Source organism: Streptomyces olindensis (assembly GCF_040645895.1).
Classification (GTDB): Bacteria; Actinomycetota; Actinomycetes; order Streptomycetales; family Streptomycetaceae; genus Streptomyces; species Streptomyces olindensis.
On sequence record NZ_JBEYZD010000087.1, the window covers coordinates 5,904 to 27,277 of the forward strand.

The following is a 21,374-nucleotide window of genomic DNA, read 5'->3' on the forward strand; positions in this document are numbered from 1 at the left end:
TCCCAGCGACGGATGCAGGCCAACCTCGACATGACCGGCCTGTCCAGGGCCCTGCTCTCGTTCGCTGATACCCAGCGACGGATGCAGGCCAACCTCAGCCTGACCGTCGGCGCCACCGACCTGTCCCAGTTGATGAGCACGGTGGAGGGGCTCCGTACCCTCAGTCAGGCTCAGCTCACGACCGTCGCAGCCGCAGTGGAAGAGAGCTACCGGGCCACGGCCGAAGACGACGTTCCCGAGGAACTGGTGGCCGAGCTGGAGGACACCGTCCGTGACTTCACCGCCTCGGAAGCCATCGAGTACCTTCCGGTCGAGGTGAGCCGCAAGGAGTTTGCTCTATACGTAGGTGCCGTCATCATGACGTCCTTGATGACGGTGACATTCTCCAACGAGACCGCTGACGGCATCCTCGGCAAGTTCCTGGAGCTAAGCGGATTGGTAGCGCTCGTGATGGTCGCCGCAGAGAAGGCACACGACCGCGTCACCGGCACCACCACTGAAGCGAACTCCGATGGCGTTAGCGACAGCCCCGAGGACAGCTGACCGCTACAGACGAGGGATCGACTCTGCTGGCCCTCAGTCCCACAGGCAGCGCCGTGCGTGGTGCGTGCGCACGTCAAGCACGTTGAAGTGTATGGGTCAAGGGCAAGGACGGCGAAGGCTGGTGAGCTGTCTGCGAGGAGCACCGTGCTTCGTCGACGGTTTTGAATACAGACCCTCGGTGGCCGATGACCTGCACAGCCACAACTGATCATCGGCGGCCGTGACCTGCGGCCGCCGAATCGATCCACGCCCTGACCTGCTGCCGAGCTGTCGGCACCTGTCAACGTTGGTCACCATTGAGCGCCCTTCCACGGCCCGAGGACGGCCCGGGAGGGCGCTCGTCGTGTAGTCGCGTGCGGCGATGCACAGATTTAGCGGCCCGGTACCCCGCAACGCTGCGGTACAGGCGCATGTGGGAAGACCGACCCACTGAGGATGGATGCGAGATATGTTATGGGGCACCGTAGGCGACGACATACCAATGGGGAAGCGCCGTGAAATTAGCGACCTCGATCGTGCAGATAATTTTTTGGCTGGCCACCTCGATGGTGGCAGTTCTGGGCTATATCAACGCCAAGAGGACTATTTTTCAACCTCTCAGGACTGAAATCTTCAAGAAGCAGATCGAAGCACTCTCTTCGGCGCTGGAGCTCTTCGTCGGAAAGAGGAGTGATGAACTTGCGGAAGATTTCGATATGGACTTCGGCGAGAAAGCCAACATCTTTCGCATGTATGACGCGTACTTGGAATTTGCCTTCGGCAGGAGAAGGCCTGAAGAGTTGCGGGAGTATCGACCGGAACTGTGCCCCACGGCCTGGATCCACGCGGACTACCTCAGCTCCTATGACGCGGACAAGGAGGACTGGGCAGAGGATAGTGCGAAGGTTGAGTTTCCCGCGAAGCCGAAAGACTGGGAATATAAGGACGGGATGATTTCCGTTCCTCGAAAATACACGGAGAAGGAGGCGGACTTCCGTGCAGTGCTGGAGAATCCTCTTCTTCCGGCCAAGATAGCCGACCTGATCGAGCGCCATTTGGAGGCTGCGCATGAATATCTCGGTGCAATTGGCCCGGTGCTTGAAGAGTGCGCCAAGGAAATGCCTGACCGTTACCCTGAACTTGACGACTTCCTTAAATCGAAGTTCGATTGGATACATAACCGCCTAGTTGAACATAGGCATAATGAGGGGATATCGCTCAGCGTTACCGCGAAAGCGGTAGTGGACGAGGTTCGCGAGTACTTCGATTCTGACAATCTGTTGCCCGTTCCTCGACGTCGCAAGTGAGGTCGGCGGAGCGGCTTTGGGCTGGAGCTGCTTTGGGGCGAGTGATCATGGCCCCGTAAGCTTCCGGCGAGTCGGGCAGTCTGGGGACCTGCCCGTTAAAGCACGACGTTGGGGCCATGATCTTAGAGGCTCGCCCCAAAGTGGCTGCCTAAAGCCGTGGAGCCGACCGCCCCAGCCACAGAGGGTGTCTCCCACTTCATGCCCGCAGCCGCCGAGCGCGCCGCCGGGCGCGGCCAGCCGGGGCGAAGACAGGAGGCAGGCCGCGCCGCAGAGGCGGCGCGCGCCCGCGCCGTGCGCGGGCCTTGAACCCGTATAGAAAGTTGCAACTCAGTCGGTCGGCCGGGCCCGAAGTCAAGTGCGCAGCAGGGCAGTTCAATGCCTTGCGGCTGCGCGAGGGGCGCGGAGTGGGCTGGACGCATCGTTCATCTGATGCGGTGTGGCGGAGTCGCCTTCGGCGGAATCAGTGCGACTCGCCCATCGTGCTGCGCAGCCAGTCCAATGGGTCGGTCGCCAGCAGTTGGTCGGCCAGCTCGTTCGCCGTCTTCGTGATGAGGCGGCCGCGGCTGTTGTCGATCCACCGCTGTGCGAGCTCGTAGCCTTGGGCCTTGTACTCGATGCCCTGCAGCATGCACTCCAGCTTGTCCGCGTCTCGCGCGCAGATCGCTTCGGGTGATTCCCGGGTTTCGTATTCGTCGATCAGTTCCTGCACTGTGGTCGCAAGTGCTTCGGGCATGCCCGCCACCTGGTCGGCGGTCACCACCTTGGGGTCGGCTTCGCCGGCGCCGTACTTCTTGGCCAAATGGTTGACGTCCCCGGTCCTGCTCTCCTGCGAGTCGTGCCACACCGCCAGGAACGCGGCTCGGGCAGGGTCTGCTCCCTCCAGTTTGGCGATGATCGACGCGATGAGCGAGGTGCGCCAGGCGTGCTCGGCGACGCTCTCCGGGTCGCGCACCCCAGCCATCCACCACCCGGTGCGCTTCGACTGCTTGAGCGTCCCCGCTTCGTACAGGAACCGTGCCACCTGGGTCAGCTCTTCGGTCACGGTCGAGTCTCCTCTCACGCCTCGGCAAGGCGGATCGCATACCTGATGCTGTCCAGTTCACGGCGAGCGCGAGCCGACAACCCCTGGCTATCCAACATCACTGGCAGTCGATCGTGCAGGGCTCGGGTCGCTGCCCCGGATTTGAGAAGGTTCGGCCGGACGGCGAGCAGGGACCACAGGGAGTGAATGTTCAGGTCGACGTACCCGTGGTGAGGAGCCAGCCCGTTGGCGAGGTGGGCGAGCAGCTTGTCTCCGGGCCAGGGCCCAGGCGTGCGGGACGCGATGAAGTCGTCGGACAGTTCGAGGTGGCGACTCTCACCCACCCAGTACGCCCAGTAGTTCAAGTTCGCGGCCTCACCGCGGTCATCGTCGAGCAGGACCGTGTCGATGAAATGGCCCATCCGCTCGCGGTCGCCCTGCCGTGCGGCGACCGCTGCTACGGAGCGGGCGTTCAGCCAGTCGATGAGCCAGCCTCCGGGCCGCTGGGTGGCCTGCTGATGGGCGAGCCACTCGGAAGTGTCGGCCTGGTCGTCGTAGCTGGACAGGTACAGCGCCTGGCGTCGCAGTAGGAACTGGTCCTCGCGGCGCGCCAGTTCTGCCGTGTGTCGCATCCGTGCGAAGAACCTGCGCCGATCGGTGGCCTTCAGCTCGGGCGCTGACGGTACGGGGCCTCGGCGCGGCCGTCGGGGCGCGGGCAGATCGCGAACCGGCTGCGGCGGCATCCGGGTGAGCGGCCATGCGAGGACCTCGACGAGATCGCGCTGCATGACCCACGCCCCAAGCGGGCTCTCGTCGGCGGGTGCCTCGTCATCCAAGGCGCCGGTCAGGAGAACGTCGGCCTCCGTCGCTCTCTCCAGAGCCTGAAGCAGGGTGGGTGAGATGCCCGTCTGCATGAGTCGGTGCCGGTGCACCAGCATCTGTCCGACCGGCACGGCAGTCAGCGGTCGTCGCCCGGACTCCCAGCCCGCGATCGTGTCCGGAGAGACCTCCAACAGCTCGGCCACCTCGTCCTGCGTTCGGCCGAGCTGCTCCCGGATGATGCGGAATACGTATCCGGAAATGACCCCGATCCGGGGTCGCGCGTGCGTACCCCGACCGCCGGTCAGGGGTTGTCCTGAGCTTGACGGCATCTCAGCCACCTGTCCCCGTGTGGTCCCCATCCATACCTGTACCGCCAGTCACTTCATGCGGTGATCGACGTTTTCTACCGTTCAGGCAGTAGTGACTCAATAACGGAGCGTATAGGGAAGGTGCAGCCATGGACGCCGATACGCCAGCAGGTATCCAGCCGAGGGAAGCCCCGGGAGCACTCGGCGTTCTGCGTCCGGTCGGGGAGGAGCCCGGCGTGCTCATCCACCCCACCACGGACCGTCGGCTCGCGGCGGAGCACTGGCTGTTGGCCGCACTGCCGGCTCCGCTCCGGTGCCGGGCCCGGTGGGAGTGGGAGCAACAACGGGTGGCGATGCTGCCGTTGGGCGGGCTGTTCTCCGCCGTGCGGATCCCTGAACATCTGCTGACCGCCCTGAGTGCCAGCACCGAAGCCGACCGCTTGGATGAGTTCCTGGCTGAGGCCCTCGGCGGCGGGCCCGTCATCTGTGACCCGCGTTTTTCGCGGTACTACGCGCTGGTTCCCGCCAGCATGCCGGCGACGCTGCGTCAGATGGCCGAGACATGGCGTGCTCTGGAAGTGGATTGCCTCGGCCGGGGAAGCTACCTGGGAGTGCCGCGGCTGGATGCCGTGAACCGAGAACACGCCTTCGCCTCTTACTGGTCGGTGCCGATGGACTCAGCCGCAGTGCTGTGCACTCCGCTCACGGTCGCGCGGCTGATCGCCGCTGGACGGCACTGCGTGGACACGGAGCCCGAGGCATGAGCGGCATCCCGTACCCGTCATTCGCCGATGCTCCCTGGACGGCCGCGTACCTGCGTATGGCGAATCACTGCATCACCTGCGTGACGTGCACGGCCATGGACGAGGAGGGCGTGAATCTCGGACTCCCGTGTGCTACAGCCGACCGGCTGAGCGAGAGGTACAGGCAGGCGCGGCGCGCATGCGCTGCCCAGACATCCCAGCTCCGGGCTTTCATCGACCCTGGAAGCGCCGAGATCGCAACAGGAGTCCTCGGCCGCCCGCTTTGATCCTGACAGTGGAAGTGAAAGGCCCCGGACCAAGATCGGTCCGGGGCCTTTTGGCTGGTGCCCCCGGCAGGATTCGAACCTGCGACACCCGCTTTAGGAGTGGGATCGAATCCCTGCCGAGGGGTGCTCATTCGTGCCGACTAGTGCTGTTCTTACAGGTCAGCAGCACCACGGCGTGATCGGCGGACCGGGCTGTGGTGGCCTGTCCTCGGCCGTCCGCTCACGCATCGCTCACGCGTGGCACTGCCCGGGCCGCTCCTTCATGGCTCGTCTTGTCCCCGGGCAGGGGAGAGGGGCCCCAGCGCCAACCGTGCCACGCGCGGCCAGTCGGCCGCCCCGCCTCTGACACGCGGTGCGTGGGGGCGACGGCGTGGCACACGCACCCGGAGCGCCCCGGGCGCGCTGCGGCACACGACGGGTGCGGGCAGAACGACGTGCTCTCCGTCGATGCCGACCGGGAGGGTGTCCGTGTCGGCTTCGACGACGACTTCCCTGGCGCTCAGCCGGACAAGTCCCCCGGAGCGCGGGCCGCGCACCAGTCGGGCCGCCTGAGCGGTGTTGCCGACCCGCACGTACACCACGCCGAGCATGCCCGAGTCCAGCCGCTGCCTGCGCCCCGGATGGGCCGCGTCGACGGCACGTCCGTAGGGATTGTTGCTGACGAGGAGCGCCTGAAGTCCGTCTACGTACGTTTCGTCGGCCCGCGACCGCAGTCTGGGCGCGTCCTCACCCGTGAGGAGGCCGGGGAGGGTGCGCAGGGTCGTGCGGGCCTTGGCGTCCCGGTACGCGGGGTCGGTGACGACGGACGCGTACGTTCCGAACGAGGCGTTGTTGACGAAGACCCGGTCCGCGGCGTACCCGAGGTCGATGCGGAGTTCGACGCCGTCGGTCAGGGCTTCCAGGGCCGTCGTCGGATCGTCGCGGTCGAGGCCGAGGTCCAGGGCGAAGTGGTTGCGGGTGCCGGCGGGGATCACCAGGAACGGCAGGTCGTGGTCCGCCGCGACCTCGGCCACCAGCGCCTGGGTGCCGTCGCCGCCCGCCACCGCCAGCAGGTCGGCCCCCTCGGCGACGGCCTGCCGGGCCAGTCCGGCGACATCCTGGCCGCCTTCGAGGAGGACCACCCGGCAGCCGGCCGCCCGGGCCTCGTCGACCAGGTGGAAACGGCCCACCTTGCCGCCGCCCGAGCGCGGATTCATGAGGATCCAGGGGCTGTGGGGCGCCTCGGCGACCGCCTGACCGGAGGCGGTGTGCCCGGGGCTCAGGGCCGTACGCGCCGCCGTGACGGCCAGGACCCACAGGGCCAGGGACAGCAAGGCCGGCCCCAGCATGCCGAACGTGGCGTAGAGGGCCAGGACAGCGACCGGCGCCACCACCGACAGGACCGCCCCGAGAGCACGCAGCGCCCCGGTGTGCGCCAGGGCCCACCACACCCCCACGGCGGCCAGCGCCAGTGCGGCGATGCCCGCCAGCGCCCACAGCACGCTCCGCAGACCGGCGGCGACGAGCGCCACCAGGATGCTGCCCAGCAGGGCGAGTACGGCGAGGCGGGCCCGTGCCGCAGGGCCCATAGGCAGTACGGCTGCGCTCGCCCCTCCCGGGCCTCTCGTGTTGCCGTCGCGTCGCACTAAGCCGGTGGCCGCTTCTCGTAGGGGCGGCGCTCCTCGTACACCGGGCGCTCCTCGTACGCCGGGCGCTCCTCGGACAGGTCGAAGAGGTTGCCACGCTGGACCACGCACAGGGCCCAGATGATGAAGCCCGAGATGGTGATCATCACGACCGACCACACCGGGTAGTACGGCAGGGAGAGGAAGTTGGCGATGATGACGAGTCCGGCGATGGCCACGCCGGCGACGCGTGCCCAGGTCGCGGTCCTCAGCAGTCCGAAGCTGACGAGCACGGCGACCGCCCCCAGAGCGAGGTGGATCCAGCCCCAGCCGGTCAGGTCGAACTCGAAGACGTAGTTGCGCGTCGTGACGAAGATGTCGTCCTCGGCGACGGCCATGATGCCCCGGAAGATGTCGAGCAGGCCGACCAGGAAGAGCATCACCGCCGCGAAGGCCGTCAGGCCGGTCGCCCATTCCTGCTTGGCCGTGTGTTCCGGCCGGGTGTGTGTCGCGGTCATCTTGGGCCTCGTTTCCTGTGATCCGGATGGTCAGCGACCAGAGGTAGGGGAGGTGGAGCCCGGGTGCTCCGCCGGACCGTGGCCGGCCAGGACCAGGTCCTTCGCCCTGCGGAACTCCTCGTCCGTGATGTCGCCGCGGGAGCGGATCTCGGACAGCCTGGCGAGTTCGTCGACGCTGCTGGTCCGGCCGCCGGCCGCGGTCTGCCTGATGTAGGCGTTGAACTCCTCCTGCTGCGCGCGTGCCTGGGCGACCTCCCGGCGGCCCATGTTCTTGCCGCGGGCGACCACGTAGACGAAGACGCCCAGGAAGGGCAGCAGGATGGTGAACGCCATCCAGCCGGCCTTCCCCCAGCCGCTCAGGTCGTCGTCACGGAAGATGTCGACGACGACACGGAAGAGCAGAACGAACCACATGATCCACAGGAAGAACAGAAGCATGCTCCAGAAGACGCTCAGCAGGGGATAGTCGTACGCCAGGTACGTCTGCGCGCTCATATCTCTCTCCGTCCCGGCGTCCGCACGGCCGCCGTCGCGTGCTGTCTTCAGCGTGGGCACGGCAAGGGCCGGGCGGCCTCACCCGATGCGGGTGAGCGTGCGGCAGCCGGCGGCCCGGGGTGACGCGCACCAGCGCATGGGGCTCTCACGGGGCCGGCCTTTCCGTCGCCCGGTCCGCCGCCCGGCCGGCCGGTCCGGCTGCCGCCGCGAGGATCGCCAGGATGATCAGGACGGCCACGGCGATGCCGAGAACGAGGGCCACCGCTCCGACCGTGGGGTGGTTCCAGAGGACCAGCGCCAGCGCTCCCGCCGCGATGACGCCACCGGTGGTCCATGCCCGGTGGTCTGTCAGCCAGCGTCCGGTGGATCCGGTGCGCAGTCCGGCGCGGCGCAGCCCTCGGCCGGCGGCCGTCGTGCCCCGGTTCGCCGCCGTGCGGACGGCGCGGGCGGGGCGTCCGGGACCGTACAGGTACGCGACCAGTGCCGTGATCACCGCCACGACCAGCAGGGTGCGCGTGCTGTCGCGCAGGAAACGGACGAACGTGTCGAAGATCGCGGCGGCGGCATCGGTGGGCAGCGCGTCAGGCGGGACCGAGTCCAGATAGACCCGTCTGACGACGGCCAGCGCGACGAGCAGCACCACCATCATCAGGCCGACACCCGCCGCGGTGATCATCAGCATCACCCGGTGTGCCGGATTGGCCCACACGGCGAGCGCGGCGAGTACGACGGTCAGGACGGGCAGCCAGGTGCCGAGGATGTCCAGCAGCCGCATCGCGTCCTGCGCCTTGCCCAGTTCCTCCGTCTGGAACAGGGTGATCGTCCGGTCGGTGTCCGGAATGGCGGCGGCCTTGTCGAAACCCGCGTCGACGAGCCGCTCCCGCACTTGGTCGACGACCGCTCCCACGTCCAGTTGGACGGTGTCACCCTCGGCGCGCACGGCACCCTCGCGCTCTCCGGTGAGCATGTTCACCACCGCGGCGTGCGAGCGCCGGTTGGCGCCCTCCCACACCTGCTGGAAGGCGTCACTGGTGATCACGCGGGTGACGGTGCGGTCCACGACGGTCCTGACCGCGTTGCGCAGCGGACCCTCGAGGGACTCGGCCCCCTCCACGACGCGGGGCGGGGCCCCGGCGTCCTGGAGGGCCTTGACGAGCGAGTCCGTCACCGCCGCGACGTCCACGTTGGCCACCACGCGGTCCGCGAGCCGGTTGATCACGACCTCCTGCACGGCCGGCTCGGATGCCAGCGGCGCGACGGTCTCCACGTACCGGTCGGTGTCGGAGACCGTGTCCTGGACCCAGGCCGCGACGACGGCCAGGGGCGCGAGCAGCAGGGCCAGCAGGAGGAGGACCGAGGAGCCGACCTGGCGTATCCGCCGGTGGCGCACCGAGGCGTGGCGGCGCAGTCGCTCGTATTCCGCCCGTTCCTCGGCGGTCATGGCGTGGTGGCGGGTGACGTCTTTGCCGGAGTCCGGCGGATCCGGGGGCACGGTGGGGTTCATGGGGGCTCCTTTTCCGCGTGTGGCGCGCCGGAGGCGACGGTCGCTGATCGGGATGACGGTCGGGGAGGCAGCCGAAACGGAGCGCTCGCGCGGTGTCAGGCCGTCGCGGCGGGGGCGTCCGGCTCCGGGGGGTGCGTCTTTCGGAGCGCGGCCCGCCACGCGAGGGCGACCACCGCCTCGGCCAGGCCGAGCAGGACGAGCCACAGGCCGAGCAGCCTGGTCAGGGCACGGGCCGACTCGGCAGGAAGGGCGAGCACCACGATCCCCGCGACGATGCCGAGTACGGCGGCGACCGTAACGACGCCGCGGTGTGGCAGGTCCTCGACGGAGATGGCCGTGTAGAGGGTGAGGATGCCGGACACGAGCCAGACGACGCCGGTGATCAGCGAGAGCGCGGCGATCGTCTGCAGCGGGTTCCTCAGGCACAGCACCCCGGCCAGGACGTACAGCACGGCCAGGAACAGCCCCGGCAGCCGCTCGTGCCCCTCCCGTGCGAAGACGGCCACGAACCGGAACCCCCCGCTCACCAGCAGGTACAGGCCGATGAGGACCGCCAGGACGTGCAGGGTCGCCTCCGGCCACACCAGCACCAGGACGCCCGGCACCAGCGTCATGACGGCCGACCCCAGGAGCCAGCTCCAGGAACGGCCGAGACGCGCGAGCACGTCCGCGGAGTCTCCCATCAGACCCGGGGCCACCCCGCCGGGCTCGAGTTCCAGCCCGGTACGCGATGCCGGACCACGCGACATGGTCATGGCTCCTCCTCGCGTGATCAGCCGTCGCCTCCGGAAGCCGACGGGGTGGGGTGAGGGGGCGGATGCGCGAGCACCTGACCGCTCCAGGGTCACGCCTGCCGCTCGGTGACCGGCTCACCCACCACGGGTGATCCATCGGCTCCGCCGTGGCGGTGAGCTGGAAGTCTCCCGGCGCCCGGCCCACCCGCCTTCCGGGGCCGGACGGGGCGATCTGCCGGGGCTGGCCGGAGCGGCCGACCCCGGCCGGAGCGGCCTTCCGGGGCCGGACGGAGCGAGAAGACACGAGATGAGCGATCCGAACACCGCCCGGACGGACCGGGCCCGGCCAGGGCCGGACGCGGACCGGCCGCGTCGTCGGCACCGCCCCCGCCGGTGGGCGGCGGTCGTCGTCGTCGCCCGCGCCGTGCTCATCACGGTCGGCCTCGTCACCGCCTACTACCTGCTGCCCCTGGACGAGCGCGGTACGGCCGGCGCGTCGGCGCTGCTCGTGTGCGGCCTGCTGGCGGTACTGCTGGTGTTCGGATGGGAGGTGCGGGTCATCGCCCGCTCGCCGCACCCGCGCCTGAGGGCCGTCGAGGCCCTGGCCGCCACGCTGGTGCTGTTCCTGGTCCTCTTCGCCGGCGCCTACTACCTGCTGGACCGCTCCGCCCCGGGCTCCTTCAGCGAGCCGCTGACCAGGACGGACGCCTTGTACTTCACCCTGACCACCTTCAGCACGGTCGGCTATGGGGACATCACCGCCGACTCCCAGACCGGACGCGTGCTGACGATGCTGCAGATGACGGGAGGGCTGCTGCTCGTCGGCGTCGCCGCGCGGGTGCTGGCGAGCGCCGTCCAGGTGGGGCTGCGTCGGCAGCGCCGCGCGCCGTCGGCACAAGCGCGTTCCGGTGCCGACGCCGGGACGCCGGACGAGGAGGCCGGACCATGACCGTGCCGAGCGCTTTCACCGAGTCCCTGTCCCCGGACGAGCGAGCGGCCTACGGCAGGAACGCTCGCCGGCGGGCGCCGCGTTCGTCGCACGGCTGGTACGAGACCGCCGAGCAGCGGCCCGATCCCGTCGAGGTGGTGGAGCGGCAGTCGGCCGAGCGGGTGGCGGAGCTGGTGCCGATCCGCTACGGCCGCATGCTGGAGTCGCCGTTCCGCTTCTACCGCGGCGCCGCCGCGATCATGGCGGCCGACCTGGCCCCCCTCCCCAGCACCGGGCTCCAGGTGCAGCTCTGCGGGGACGCCCACCCCCTGAACTTCCGGCTGCTCGCCTCGCCGGAGCGCCGCCTGGTCTTCGACATCAACGACTTCGACGAGACCCTTCCCGGACCGTTCGAGTGGGACGTCAAACGGTTGGCGGCCGGTTTCGTGACGGCGGCCCGCGCGAACGGGTTCTCGCTCAAGGAGCAGAACAACACCGTGCGCGCCTGTGTGAAGGCGTACCGGGAGCGGATGCGCCAGTTCGCCGGCATGCGCACCCTGGACATCTGGTACGCCCAGGACGACGCCGAGCGGATGCGGGAGCTGATGACCTCGTCGAGGGACGAGGAGGCGGCACGCCGTACCGCCCGGGCGGCGGAGCGGGCCCGCACGCGGACCCATCTGCGGGCCTTCACCAAGCTCACCCGGGTCACGGCCCAGGGCCGTCGCATCACTCCCGACCCGCCCCTGATCACTCCGCTCGACCACCTGCTCGACGACCCCTCCGAAGAGGGGCGCGAGAGGGAGCTTCGGGCCCTGGTGGACGGGTACGCGCGGACCCTGCCGTCCGAACGCCGCCACCTGTTGCGCCACTACCGTCTGGTGGACATGGCCCGGAAGGTGGTGGGCGTCGGCAGTGTCGGTACGCGCTGCTGGATTCTGCTCCTGCTCGGCAGGGACGACGACGATCCGCTGCTGCTCCAGGCCAAGGAAGCCCAGGAGTCCGTGCTGTCCGCCCACACGGGTGGCGATCGCTACGACAACCAGGGGCGCCGGGTGGTGACCGGACAGCGCCTGATGCAGACGACCAGTGACATCTTCCTGGGCTGGACGCACGTCGTGGGCCTCGACGGGCAGGACCGGGACTTCTACGTGCGCCAGCTGTGGGACTGGAAGGGCATCGCGCAGCCGGAGACCATGGGGCCGGGCCTGCTCGCCCTCTTCGGCCGGCTGTGCGGGGCGTCTCTGGCGCGGGCCCACGCCCGCTCGGGCGATCCCATCGCGCTCGCCGCCTATCTGGGCGCCGGCGACCGCTTCGACCGCGCGCTCACGGAGTTCGCCCAGGCGTACGCCGACCAGAACGAACGGGACTTCGCGGCGTTGGAGGACGCCTGCCGTGCCGGCCGGATCAGGGCGGAGCGGCTGTGAGCACGGCGCCCCCGGGTCCCGTCACTCCGGCAGCTGGCGCATCTCCATGACCCTAAGTCCCAGTGACTGGCAGCGTGCCAGCAGCCCATAGAGGTGCGCTTCGTCCACGACAGGGCCGAACAGGATGGTCTGGCCGGACATCACCACGTGGCCCAGCTCCGGGAACGCCTTGGCCAGCGTTTCCGACAGGTGTCCCTCGATACGGATCTCGTAGCGCACGAGCTGTCCCTCCATGGACTGCTTCGGTCCGGCGGACGGCGGCCCTTACCGGCGATCGTCCGCCTCCGTGCCCCGTGGGACCTCACCCGGTACAGGTGACCGTCGCCCGGCGAGCGGACGCCGGTGATCAATGCGTCAGAACGATCTTGAAGGAGATGATCAGCAGCCCGAGCACCAGGTTGACCGACGCGGTGGTGGCCATGAGCCGCGGCGAGGCACCGGCGCGGCGGGCCGCGGCCACGGACCAGCCCACCTGGCCGGCCACGGCGACGCAGAGAGCGAGCCATAGAGCACCTCGCACGTCCAGTCCGAGAAGCGGGCTGACGGCCACCGCCGCGGCCGGCGGAACGGTGGCTTTGACGATCGGCCACTCGTCACGGCACACGTGCAGCACGACCCGGCGGTCCGGAGCCTGTTGCGCCAGGCGCGCCCCGAACAGCTGGGCGTGCACGTGCGCGACCCAGAAGACCACTCCGGTCAGCAACAGCAGCAGCACCAGCTCGATGCGGGGGAAGGAGCCGAGGGTGCCCGCGCCGATCACCACGGAGGCCGCGAGCATGGATCCGTAGACGCCGCCCGTGTAATCCGCTTGGGCCCGGCGCTCGGCTCGGCGCTCCGCGCGGGCCGCGGCCGGGCCGGTCGTGGCTCTGGTTCTGGACACCGGTGACTCCTCCCGAACTCAGCGCGTCGATCCCGTCGCCCCGGCCGGAGCCTCGGCGTCCGGCCGCCGGCGACGGCCTTCCCGGGCGGTCGGCAGGTGCGGCGTGACCAGGAAACTGGCGAGAGCGATGCCGCCGGTGGCCAGGATCGCCGCCTTCAGGCCGTCCAGCTGCGCGGAGGCGTAGGAGTCCGCGACGGCGTCGACCTCGGACGGCGGCAGCCCGGCACGCTCGGCCGCCGAGCGCACCTGATCGGTGGGGACGAAGGTGATCCCGGCCTGGAGTGCGACACCGACCTCTTCACGGGTCTGTCCGGACAGCTGCGGATTGTCGTCCACCTGCGTGGTGAAGGCATGGGCCAGCGCACCGATCAGAATCGACCCGATGAGCGCGGTGCCCAGCGCGGAGCCCAGATTCTGGGCCGTGAACTGGAGCCCCCCGGCCTCACTGCGCTCCTCCTCGCCGACGCCGGACTGGACGACGTTGCCCAGCTGCGAGGCGAGCAGGCCGACGCCCACGCCCAGCAGGGCCATGGCTCCGGCGAACTGCGCGTCGTCGATGACCGGGTCGACGGTGGCCAGCAGCCACACGATGGCCGCCGCCAGGGTCACCAGGGCCAGCCGGACCACCCGGCGCGGCCCCCAAAGCCGTCCCAGCGAGGAAGCGGACAGGGAGGTCACGAGCATGGTGGCGGACACCGGGAGCAGCCGCAGGCCCGTCTCGAAGGCGTCGAACCCCTGAACCACCTGCAAGTACAGCGGGATCGTGAAGAACAGCCCCAGCAGGATGAGGTTCTGGCTCAGCAGCGTCATCAGACCGGATCGCAGCACGGGCCTGCCCAGCAGGGACAGGTGCACGAGGGGGTCGGCGTCCTGGTGTTCCCGCCGCCGTTCCCAGTGCCGGAAGAGGGCCAGGACGGCCGCCCCGGCGCCGACGACGAACAGCGTCGGGGCGAAGCCGAAGACGGTGAAGGGAGGGTTGCGGGGCTGCACCCATCCCCAGGTGCTGCTCTGCAGCACCCCGAGCACGCCCAGCCCCAGTCCGGCCGCGGAGAGCACCGCACCGACCACGTCCAGCCGGGGACGCGGGCCGGCCGGGGCGGGCGTCGCGATCACCCGGCGGCACAGCAGGACGGCCGCGACGACCACCACCTCGCCCGCGAAGACCAGCCGCCAGGTCAGGTACGTCGTCACCCAGCCGCCCAGCAGCGGGCCCACCGCGATCCCGGCGCCGGCGAGCCCGCCGATGACCGCGTAGGCGATGGCGCGGTCCTTCCCGCGGTACGACTCCGCGACGAGGGCGGCCATGGCCGGCAGCACCATGGCGGCCCCGAGTCCCTCGATGACGGACCAGCCCAGCGTGAGGACCCACAACGTGGGTGCCACAGCGGTCAGGGCGGATCCCACGCCGTAGACGACCAGCCCCAGCAGGAACATGCGGCGACGCCCCAGGATGTCCCCGAACCTGCCGCCGATGATCATGAACGCGGCCATGACGAGCGCGTACAGCGTGATGACGGCCTGGATGGCGGTGACCTCCGTGTCGAAGTCCTCGACCAGCTGACTGATGGACACGTTCATGACGGAGGTGTCCAGGACCATCAGGAACTGGGCCGTACCGAGGACGACCAGAGCCCGCCAGTGCTTCACGCTGTCCACCTCGCAGGGTTGGCCGGCTGCTCCTCCCATCGCAGCCCAAGCACGGGCCCGATGCCTCACCCGCCACGGGGGAAGGGCCGAGTGAGCCAGGCGGCAATCAAGGCTATTCATGGTAAATGCGACATGTGCCGCATCGGGAGAGGACGAGAACGGAGGGCTCCCGCAAGGAGCCCTCCCCCGAACGCTCGCTGCTGTCGTCGGTCGTCACCGATCCCGGGCACCTTCCCGAACTCCTCGCCGACTTCGCCGTCCGCCGCGTCGGGCCGGCCGTGCCCGAAGCGATCGCCTCGCTCCGGCGGAAGCACCCCGACGCCACCGACGCGGAACTGCGGGCCCGGGTGGTCGCTCGCGGCCGACGGGCCGTCGTATCGGAGGGATCCGTCGTGGGCGGCCCGTTCCTCGTGCTCACTCCCCTCGCGTTCTGCGCGGCGCTGCTCCGCCAGGCACGTACGGTCCTGGAACTGGCCGCCCTCGACGGCCGTGACCCCACGGCGAGCGCCCGCGCCGGTGAACTCCTCGTCCTCCAAGGCGTGTACGAGGACACCCGACAGGCCCAGGACGCGGTCAACCGCATCCCACGCCCCTCCGGAGCCCCCGCTCGCCGGAGGCGGTGGGCGGCCCTGTGGGCCGTCACCCTGCGCATGGCCCACCTCCTCGGCATTCTCGCGCCGGCAGACGAAAGCCAGGACGAGGGCCCGCGCGTACACCGGGTCGCCGTCCAGGCTTGGCGGTGGCTGCTCCTCGGCGTGGTCCTCCTGGTCGGACTGGTCGCGCCCCTCGTCTGGCTCCCGTACATGGCGGTGGTCTACCGGCGTGCCGACGCCCGCCTGGCGACCCGTGTCCTCGCCTACTACTTCGCCGACACCGCACCCGCCCCGCGCCGCCGGACCTCCCGCCTCGAACCGGAAGTCATGGCGGCCGTACTCCGTGCGCTCGTCTCCCTGCTCGTGCCGCTCGTCCTGACCGCCGTGACGTTCCTGACCGGCCTGCGCATCGCCGAGAGCCGCTGGCCGGTCCTCGGCATCACCCTGGCCGCGGCGTCCGCCGCTGTCGGCGCGCTCTGGTACCGGCGCCGCCACCGGCGGCACTGACCGGTGCGGCGCGGGCGCCGGACGCTCTCACCGACGTGGGTTCACAGCAGCCGCAGGTCGCGTGCGCGGCGCACCGCATCGCCCCGACGGTTCACCGCCAGCTTTCGATAGACGCTCTTGAGGTGCGTCTTCACCGTGTTCACGGACAGGCAGAGGTCAGCGGCGACCTCCTCCGTCGACATCATCCGGGCCACCCGCTCCAGGACGTCGCGTTCACGCCCGCTCAGTTCCACCGCGACGAGCGGCGGAGGCGGCGACTCCGCCCGGGGCTGTTCACCGTGTCGCGGCGGGCCGGGCCTGAGCCAGCCCGCTGCCAGCTCGTGGAGCGGAGCCATGGCCAGGAGAGGACGGATCCACGCTCCCGTGTCGAGGAACGGACGTCGCAGCCGCTCCCGCCTGGCATCGAGGAGCGCATGCGCCACGAGCCTGCGGGCGGTGGCGGTGTCTCCTGCCCGCTGAGCGGCCTGAGCCCTGACCAGCGCTGCCCGCACGGTCACCCCGGGCCCGGCCCGGCCCTCGGTGCGGATACTGTCGAGCAGGTCGATGGCCGCCCCGGTACGGCCTGCGGCGACCTGGAGTGCCGCGGCCTCCACGGCACACGTGGGCTGGTCACCGGACACGCGCTGGAGTACCTCGGTGGCCTCGTCCGGCCGTCCTTCGGCCAGGTACGCGGCGGAGGCGACGAGCGCTTCGTGGCCTGCCGCCCAGGGTGAGGCCACGGCGGTGGCGACGGCCGGGTCCGCCGCCTCGACGGCGGCTCGCGCATGGCCCCTGACCAGCAGGAAGCGGGCTGTGGCGAAAGCTCGTCCCGCCGCCATCACCGGATCACGCGTTCCCGAGAGAAGCCGGTTCGTCTCGTCGAGGAGGGCTTGGGCCCGGCTCAGTTCATGCCGGTCGACCGCCACGGCGGCCAGGACCAGCTTTCCGATGCCGGAACCGGACGGCTGGGGCAGGCCGACCCGCTCCGCCTCGGCCACCGTCGCCAGCGCCCTGCGCTCCGCCCGGCCGGGCCAGCCGTTCAGATAGTCGAGCAGGGCCAGGTGCCCCATCGACTCCTCCCGGGGCAGCACGGTGGAGACCCCGCCGGGAGTGCCCGCCACGGCGGTCAGGGCAGCGCGCGCCTCCTCGAAACGCCCCGCCCACAGGCGTGCCGACCCCAGATGGGTCAGCAGCAGAGCGGGAATCTCGGGATGTTCCTCCAGGAGGTGCGCCGGGACCTCCCACCGCAGCTCATCGGCCGTCCGGGCGGCCTTCTCGGCCTGCGGAGGACATCCGGTCAGCCGGGCGGCCAGCGCTTCCAGCAGCGCACAGCTCAGCTGTGCGGCCGCTCGGTCGGGCACCACGTCACACGCCGGTTCGGACGCCTCGGGAGCCAGCCGCTCCTCGGCCTGGCGCAGGCGCGCCAGACCACGGCCGAGGTCGCACCGGGCCAGGTCGCGGGCCGCACGCACGAGGTCCGTCGCGGGGCTCCTGGCCTCGGGCCCCATGTGGGAGAACAACTGGATCAGCTCGCCCGAGCGCAGGCCGGTGAAGAGCTGGCCGATCGCCAGGTCGTCGATGAGGGCCCCGGCGGCGAAATCCCACTCGCCCGCGGCGGCGCCGTGGACGAGTGTCTCCGGCAGGAACCCGTGCCGGCGCAGCCACCGCGCGGCCCGCCGGTGGAGTTCCGGCTCCAGCCCGGGCAGGCGCACCCGCTGATGCGCCCGGAGTATCTCCCCGAACAGCGGGTGGAGCCGGTACCACGAGTGCCCGAGGTGCTCGACGAACGCGTTCGCACGGTGCAGCCCGACGAGAATCGGCTCCGCATCCCTCCGGCCGGTCAGCGCGTCGGCCAGATCAGGACTGAAACGCTCCAGGACGCTGACCCGCAGCAGGAGGTTCTGCGTCTCCTCCGTCTGCCCCTTGAGGACTTCGGCCAGCAGGAAATCCGCGATCGTACTCCGGTCCGCCTCGAACTCCTTCAGATAGCGCTCCGGGTCGGCGCTCTCCCGAGCGGCCAGGGCGGACAGGCGCAAGCCGGCCGCCCAGCCCCGGGTGCGGTCCACCAGCGCGTGTGCGGCGTGGGCCGGAAGGCTCAGACCGTGCAGCTCCAGCAGGGAGCCGGCCTCCTCAGGAGTGAAGGCCAGCTCGGCGGCGCGGATCTCCGTCAGCTCGCCGGCCGCCCGGTAACGGTGCAGGGGGAGCAGCGGCTCGGTGCGGGTGACGAGCACCAGGTGCAGCCCCCGCCCGGCGTGATGCAGGACGAACCCGAGCTGCTCCGCGACTTCCGGAGCGGTCACGCGGTCGTACTCGTCGAGCACGACGACCACGGGCCGGCCATGATCGTTCAGTTCGGCCGCGAGCGCTGCCAGGAGCCGGTCGTCCACCCGGGACGCGTCCGCCGGGAACCCGACCGGGCCGGGCGCCAGCGCACCGCAGGCATGTAGGGCCTGGATGACGTACGCCCAGAAAACCCCTGGGCGCCGGTCCCCCACTTCGACGGTGAGCCAGGCGACCGGCTGCCGCAGGCCGGCGGCCCAGTCGGCGGCAAGCAGGGTCTTGCCGGCCCCGGCCGCGCCGTTGAGCAGTGTCAACGGTGTCCGCAGAGCCTGGTCGAGGTGATCGACGAGCCGTTGCCGCCGCAGGAACGTGGCGGGCCGCGCGGGGAGGGCGAATCTGGTGCGTAGAAACGGGTCTCTCGGGGGACCGGCGCAAGGAACGGCCGGAACAGTCGGTCCTTGAGCGTCCTCGTAGGTCTCGGCCACGGCGCTCACCACCCTGTCGGCCAGGGTCACTCATGGGTGGTACTCCCTACTCAGCATCCCAGCGTTCCTGCCCCAGCGCGCGCCACACCGGTTATCGGCCAGGAGCCTTGTGCGCGCTGCTCAGCCCTGGGCCGAGTCGTCTTCCGGCAGGTCGGGCCGGAAGGCGTGGAGCGCGTCATGGCCCGGCTGGATGATGCCGTAACTGCTCTCCGGCACCTCGTTCCATGCGCCGGGGAGGGTGCCCAGCGGTTCGGACACGACGAGGCGGGTCTCGTCGGAGATGTCCCGCAGGAACGCGGCGTCCGGGTGGAGCGCGCGCAGGGTGTCCACCCTGGTGCTGAAGTACAACGACCGTGAGCGGCCCTCGCTGGAGTAGCGGAAGGCCCATACGCGTTCGCCGTCGGCCACCGCGAGGGTCATCTGCAGCGGGTGGGGGATGTCGTGCGCGTGCCCCGCTTTCTCGACCAGGCCCGCCATGCGCGCCACGGCACCGGGAGGATCATCCGTCAAACCGAACGTGAGGGCCAGGAAGAACATGAGCTCGGAGTCGGTGGAGCCCTCGATCTCTGGATACAAGGCCGGATCGACGGCCAGTGCGAGGTCCCGCCGGAGCCGGTGGAACCCGCTGATGGCCCCGTTGTGCATCCACATCCAGCGACCGCTCCGGAAGGGGTGAGAGTTGGTCTGCTGCACGGCAGTCCCGGTCGAGGCCCTGATGTGCGCGAAGAACAGACCCGAGCGAACGTGGTGAGCGACCTCCAGCAGATTGCGGTCGTTCCAGGCAGGACCGACATCCCGCAGCACCGCCGGAGTGTCCGCGTCCTGCGTGTACCAGCCGACACCGAAACCGTCGCCGTTGGTCGTCTCCACCCCCATGCGGGAGTGCAGGCTCTGGTCGATCAAGGAGTGTTGCGGCTGGAACAGGACCTGACTGAGAAGGACGGGCGTACCCGAGTAGGCGATCCAGCGGCACATCTTGGGTCCCCCGTTCCTTGTATTGAGACAACCCGCTCAGGCCCTGCTCCGGCTCTGGGCTTCCGCCTCGGCCATTGCCTCGGCCTCGGCCTCGGCCAATGCGATGGTGATGCCGAGTGCCTCGGTGATGTGAGTCGCGGCCGACATGACGCGTGCCGTGCCGACCACCGGGGCGATGGCGACGAGAACGTCCTGCAGTTGCTCGGCGGTCAGGTTGGCCTTGATGGCAGGGTCGACATGCGCGAGGTAGGAGATCGCCGGTGCGTCCATGGCCGCGAGCGCGGCCAGGCGGGTGAGAATGAGCGTTCTCTCGTCCAGGCCGCAGCGCTCGATCGAGTCGACCGTCATGGCGGCGAGCGTGTCGAGAACGGGGGTGCCTGACCGTGTGGCCATGTCCGGTCCGCCTTCCGGTACTGTGCGGAGCCGGCACGCGCCATCCCGTTCCCCCCGGGAACCTCACGCGTCGGCCGTTTACTTATCCACGGTAGGAGCCGCGAGAGCAGAGCGCATGTTGGGCTGAGCAGGTGATTACAGCCTTCCTGACCGACGATGCCTGGCCCTATCGCAAGAGTTTCGCCTGGCAACGGAAGAGCGGGCGGACTTCACACGGCGCGACGGTACGCCGCGAAAGGCGGCAACGCGGAGGCTTACATCCCCCGTGCGCCGGGTGGTCGCGATCCAGTGTTCCATGGGAGGCCGGTCACCGGGGAGGCCGCCGGTTTCCTACCTGAAGGCGAGTCCCCGGAAGGCGTTGCGGACATCGGTCAGTGGTCCGCGGTCGCGGGTGTAGTAGAGCTTGTTGGTCAGAAGTACCGCCCATCGGTCCTTGGTGGGCGAGACCCACATGCCTGTGCCGGTGAAGCCGTAGTGGACCCACACGTCCTGCTCGGCGGTAGTGCCAGGGGCCGGATGCCAGAACAGCCCGCGTGCGGGGTGGAGTTCGCCGGTCTGGATGGTCAGGGAGTAGGCGGTCCACTTGGTCCCGAAGCCGGCCCGAGTGCGGGATGTGGAGGCGTCGAGCATGTAGCGCAGGAAGGCGACGAGGTCGTCGAGGACGGTGAAGACGCCGGCGATGCCGCAGACGCCGCCCAGGAGGCGTGCGGAGAAGTCGTGGGCGATTCCCTTGAGGTGAGTGTCGGTGTCCTGGTCGAGTTCGGTCGGCGCGCAGCGGGCAGCGATCTCGTCGGGCAGAGGGCCGAAACGGGTGGAGTTCATGCCCAGTGGGTGCCAGGTGCGGGTGGTGGCCAGCTGGTCCAATGGCTGGCCGGAGAGGTGTTCGGCGAGGTAGCCGAGGATGAGGGCGGCCCGGTCGGTGTACTCGACCGCTTGGCCGGGGGGCCGGTGGAGTCGCTCGTGGAGAACGCCGCTGCGGATGTCCTCCGCATCGGTGCCGTAGAGGTTCTTCAGCTGGGCCCGCAGTGGGACGCCGGCCGTGTGTGTCAGCAGCTGCCGGGTGGTTACGGCGCCGAGCGGGTGGCCGGTGACCTCGGGCCAGATGGTTCCGAGTGGCTGGTCGAGGTCGAGGGTGCCGTCCTGCCACAGGGCGCCGATGGAGGACCACACGGCAAGGATCTTGGTGAGGCTGGCGGCGTCGAAGACGGTGTCGGTGCGCATCGGCACGTCCGGCTGGTCGGGGTCGAGGACGCCGGTGGTGCCTTGTGCGCGGATACCAGTGGAGTCGCCGACGGCCCACACGGCGCCGGGGTACACCTTGTCGCGGACGCCCTCTTCCAGTAGGGCTTCGATGCGGTCGCTGTCGTACGTCATGGTCTCCCTGTTCGCCGGGGCATCCCGCCGGTCAGCGTAGT

Annotated in this window: 20 protein-coding genes and 1 tRNA gene; 6 read left to right on the top strand and 15 right to left on the bottom strand. The window is 69.9% G+C overall.

Going from position 1 to position 21,374, the window contains the following annotated elements; all coding sequences use genetic code 11:
- Both ABZ948_RS35740 and ABZ948_RS35745 read left to right on the top strand, forming a co-directional pair.
- A partial coding sequence (locus ABZ948_RS35740; RefSeq protein ID WP_359766779.1) for a hypothetical protein occupies positions 1 to 543 on the top strand: 543 nt, incomplete at its 5' end.
- Positions 544 to 1,037: 494 nt separating this feature from the next.
- Positions 1,038 to 1,829, top strand: a complete 792-nt coding sequence (locus tag ABZ948_RS35745) for a hypothetical protein (protein WP_359766781.1) — start codon at positions 1,038 to 1,040, stop codon at positions 1,827 to 1,829.
- A gap of 460 nt (positions 1,830 to 2,289) precedes the next feature.
- Here ABZ948_RS35745 and ABZ948_RS35750 read toward each other — a convergent pair whose 3' ends face one another.
- Both ABZ948_RS35750 and ABZ948_RS35755 read right to left on the bottom strand, forming a co-directional pair.
- Positions 2,290 to 2,871 carry an HD domain-containing protein gene (locus tag ABZ948_RS35750; RefSeq protein WP_359766783.1) on the bottom strand — a complete coding sequence of 194 codons (582 nt, stop codon included), beginning with the start codon at positions 2,869 to 2,871 and terminating at the stop codon, positions 2,290 to 2,292.
- A gap of 14 nt (positions 2,872 to 2,885) precedes the next feature.
- Positions 2,886 to 4,001, bottom strand: coding sequence for a helix-turn-helix domain-containing protein (locus ABZ948_RS35755; protein ID WP_359766828.1), 1,116 nt, complete (start codon positions 3,999 to 4,001; stop codon positions 2,886 to 2,888).
- A 128-nt stretch (positions 4,002 to 4,129) separates the two neighbouring features.
- Here ABZ948_RS35755 and ABZ948_RS35760 point away from each other — a divergent pair, with 128 nt between their 5' ends.
- Complete coding sequence (locus ABZ948_RS35760) at positions 4,130 to 4,744, top strand: hypothetical protein (RefSeq protein WP_359766785.1); 615 nt, start codon at positions 4,130 to 4,132, stop codon at positions 4,742 to 4,744.
- A 321-nt stretch (positions 4,745 to 5,065) separates the two neighbouring features.
- On the opposite strand, the gene ABZ948_RS35765 is transcribed toward ABZ948_RS35760, so the two are convergent.
- The 6 genes from ABZ948_RS35765 to ABZ948_RS35790 form a co-directional block, all read right to left on the bottom strand.
- A tRNA-Pro gene (locus ABZ948_RS35765) sits at positions 5,066 to 5,185 on the bottom strand.
- Between the two features lie 85 nt (positions 5,186 to 5,270).
- On the bottom strand, positions 5,271 to 6,578 hold the full coding sequence (locus tag ABZ948_RS35770) for a diacylglycerol/lipid kinase family protein (protein ID WP_359766787.1): 1,308 nt from the start codon (positions 6,576 to 6,578) through the stop codon (positions 5,271 to 5,273).
- Between the two features lie 56 nt (positions 6,579 to 6,634).
- A complete protein-coding gene (locus tag ABZ948_RS35775) occupies positions 6,635 to 7,132 on the bottom strand; it encodes a DUF7144 family membrane protein (protein WP_359766789.1) in 498 nt (165 codons plus the stop codon).
- 30 nt (positions 7,133 to 7,162) lie between these two features.
- Positions 7,163 to 7,627, bottom strand: a complete 465-nt coding sequence (locus ABZ948_RS35780) for an SHOCT domain-containing protein (protein ID WP_359766791.1) — start codon at positions 7,625 to 7,627, stop codon at positions 7,163 to 7,165.
- 145 nt (positions 7,628 to 7,772) lie between these two features.
- Positions 7,773 to 9,131: a hypothetical protein gene (locus ABZ948_RS35785; RefSeq protein ID WP_359766793.1), complete on the bottom strand. Its 1,359-nt coding sequence runs from the start codon at positions 9,129 to 9,131 to the stop codon at positions 7,773 to 7,775.
- Between the two features lie 95 nt (positions 9,132 to 9,226).
- Positions 9,227 to 9,886, bottom strand: coding sequence for an HdeD family acid-resistance protein (locus ABZ948_RS35790; RefSeq protein ID WP_359766795.1), 660 nt, complete (start codon positions 9,884 to 9,886; stop codon positions 9,227 to 9,229).
- A 286-nt stretch (positions 9,887 to 10,172) separates the two neighbouring features.
- Here ABZ948_RS35790 and ABZ948_RS35795 point away from each other — a divergent pair, with 286 nt between their 5' ends.
- Positions 10,173 to 10,814 carry a potassium channel family protein gene (locus ABZ948_RS35795; protein ID WP_359766797.1) on the top strand — a complete coding sequence of 214 codons (642 nt, stop codon included), beginning with the start codon at positions 10,173 to 10,175 and terminating at the stop codon, positions 10,812 to 10,814.
- Positions 10,811 to 12,220: a DUF2252 domain-containing protein gene (locus ABZ948_RS35800; protein WP_359766799.1), complete on the top strand. Its 1,410-nt coding sequence runs from the start codon at positions 10,811 to 10,813 to the stop codon at positions 12,218 to 12,220. Before ABZ948_RS35795 ends, ABZ948_RS35800 begins: the two co-directional genes overlap by 4 nt.
- A 21-nt stretch (positions 12,221 to 12,241) precedes the next feature.
- Here ABZ948_RS35800 and ABZ948_RS35805 read toward each other — a convergent pair whose 3' ends face one another.
- The 3 genes from ABZ948_RS35805 to ABZ948_RS35815 all read right to left on the bottom strand — a co-directional run bounded on the left by ABZ948_RS35805 (position 12,242) and on the right by ABZ948_RS35815 (position 14,747).
- A complete protein-coding gene (locus ABZ948_RS35805; protein WP_359766800.1) occupies positions 12,242 to 12,439 on the bottom strand; it encodes a DUF8691 family protein in 198 nt (65 codons plus the stop codon).
- A gap of 127 nt (positions 12,440 to 12,566) precedes the next feature.
- Positions 12,567 to 13,100, bottom strand: a complete 534-nt coding sequence (locus ABZ948_RS35810; RefSeq protein ID WP_359766802.1) for a hypothetical protein — start codon at positions 13,098 to 13,100, stop codon at positions 12,567 to 12,569.
- A gap of 18 nt (positions 13,101 to 13,118) precedes the next feature.
- Positions 13,119 to 14,747, bottom strand: coding sequence for an MFS transporter (locus ABZ948_RS35815; RefSeq protein WP_359766804.1), 1,629 nt, complete (start codon positions 14,745 to 14,747; stop codon positions 13,119 to 13,121).
- A 125-nt stretch (positions 14,748 to 14,872) separates the two neighbouring features.
- On the opposite strand from ABZ948_RS35815, the gene ABZ948_RS35820 reads away from it, so the two are divergent.
- The gene (locus ABZ948_RS35820; protein ID WP_359766806.1) at positions 14,873 to 15,847 is read left to right on the top strand and encodes a hypothetical protein; all 975 of its coding nucleotides are present in this window, start codon (positions 14,873 to 14,875) and stop codon (positions 15,845 to 15,847) included.
- A 41-nt stretch (positions 15,848 to 15,888) separates the two neighbouring features.
- On the opposite strand, the gene ABZ948_RS35825 is transcribed toward ABZ948_RS35820, so the two are convergent.
- The 4 genes from ABZ948_RS35825 to ABZ948_RS35840 all read right to left on the bottom strand — a co-directional run bounded on the left by ABZ948_RS35825 (position 15,889) and on the right by ABZ948_RS35840 (position 21,333).
- Positions 15,889 to 18,591: a winged helix-turn-helix domain-containing protein gene (locus ABZ948_RS35825; protein WP_359766830.1), complete on the bottom strand. Its 2,703-nt coding sequence runs from the start codon at positions 18,589 to 18,591 to the stop codon at positions 15,889 to 15,891.
- 120 nt (positions 18,592 to 18,711) lie between these two features.
- Positions 18,712 to 19,566 carry a class II glutamine amidotransferase gene (locus tag ABZ948_RS35830; RefSeq protein ID WP_359766808.1) on the bottom strand — a complete coding sequence of 285 codons (855 nt, stop codon included), beginning with the start codon at positions 19,564 to 19,566 and terminating at the stop codon, positions 18,712 to 18,714.
- Positions 19,567 to 19,602: 36 nt separating this feature from the next.
- The gene (locus tag ABZ948_RS35835; RefSeq protein ID WP_359766810.1) at positions 19,603 to 19,959 is read right to left on the bottom strand and encodes a carboxymuconolactone decarboxylase family protein; all 357 of its coding nucleotides are present in this window, start codon (positions 19,957 to 19,959) and stop codon (positions 19,603 to 19,605) included.
- 330 nt (positions 19,960 to 20,289) lie between these two features.
- On the bottom strand, positions 20,290 to 21,333 hold the full coding sequence (locus tag ABZ948_RS35840) for a serine hydrolase domain-containing protein (protein WP_359766812.1): 1,044 nt from the start codon (positions 21,331 to 21,333) through the stop codon (positions 20,290 to 20,292).
- Positions 21,334 to 21,374: the final 41 nt, after the last annotated feature.

Bases quoted from the DNA above. Each gene is read 5' to 3' on its own strand.
- ABZ948_RS35760 (WP_359766785.1), top strand. From the start codon at position 4,130: ATGGACGCCGATACGCCAGCAGGTATCCAGCCGAGGGAAGCCCCGGGA.
- ABZ948_RS35785 (WP_359766793.1), bottom strand. From the start codon at position 9,131: ATGAACCCCACCGTGCCCCCGGATCCGCCGGACTCCGGCAAAGACGTC.
- ABZ948_RS35780 (WP_359766791.1), bottom strand. From the start codon at position 7,627: ATGAGCGCGCAGACGTACCTGGCGTACGACTATCCCCTGCTGAGCGTC.
- ABZ948_RS35770 (WP_359766787.1), bottom strand. From the start codon at position 6,578: ATGGGCCCTGCGGCACGGGCCCGCCTCGCCGTACTCGCCCTGCTGGGC.
- ABZ948_RS35830 (WP_359766808.1), bottom strand. From the start codon at position 19,566: ATGTGCCGCTGGATCGCCTACTCGGGTACGCCCGTCCTTCTCAGTCAG.
- ABZ948_RS35775 (WP_359766789.1), bottom strand. From the start codon at position 7,132: ATGACCGCGACACACACCCGGCCGGAACACACGGCCAAGCAGGAATGG.
- ABZ948_RS35840 (WP_359766812.1), bottom strand. From the start codon at position 21,333: ATGACGTACGACAGCGACCGCATCGAAGCCCTACTGGAAGAGGGCGTC.
- ABZ948_RS35800 (WP_359766799.1), top strand. From the start codon at position 10,811: ATGACCGTGCCGAGCGCTTTCACCGAGTCCCTGTCCCCGGACGAGCGA.
- ABZ948_RS35755 (WP_359766828.1), bottom strand. From the start codon at position 4,001: ATGCCGTCAAGCTCAGGACAACCCCTGACCGGCGGTCGGGGTACGCAC.
- ABZ948_RS35820 (WP_359766806.1), top strand. From the start codon at position 14,873: ATGCGACATGTGCCGCATCGGGAGAGGACGAGAACGGAGGGCTCCCGC.
- ABZ948_RS35835 (WP_359766810.1), bottom strand. From the start codon at position 19,959: ATGGCCACACGGTCAGGCACCCCCGTTCTCGACACGCTCGCCGCCATG.
- ABZ948_RS35795 (WP_359766797.1), top strand. From the start codon at position 10,173: ATGAGCGATCCGAACACCGCCCGGACGGACCGGGCCCGGCCAGGGCCG.
- ABZ948_RS35790 (WP_359766795.1), bottom strand. From the start codon at position 9,886: ATGACCATGTCGCGTGGTCCGGCATCGCGTACCGGGCTGGAACTCGAG.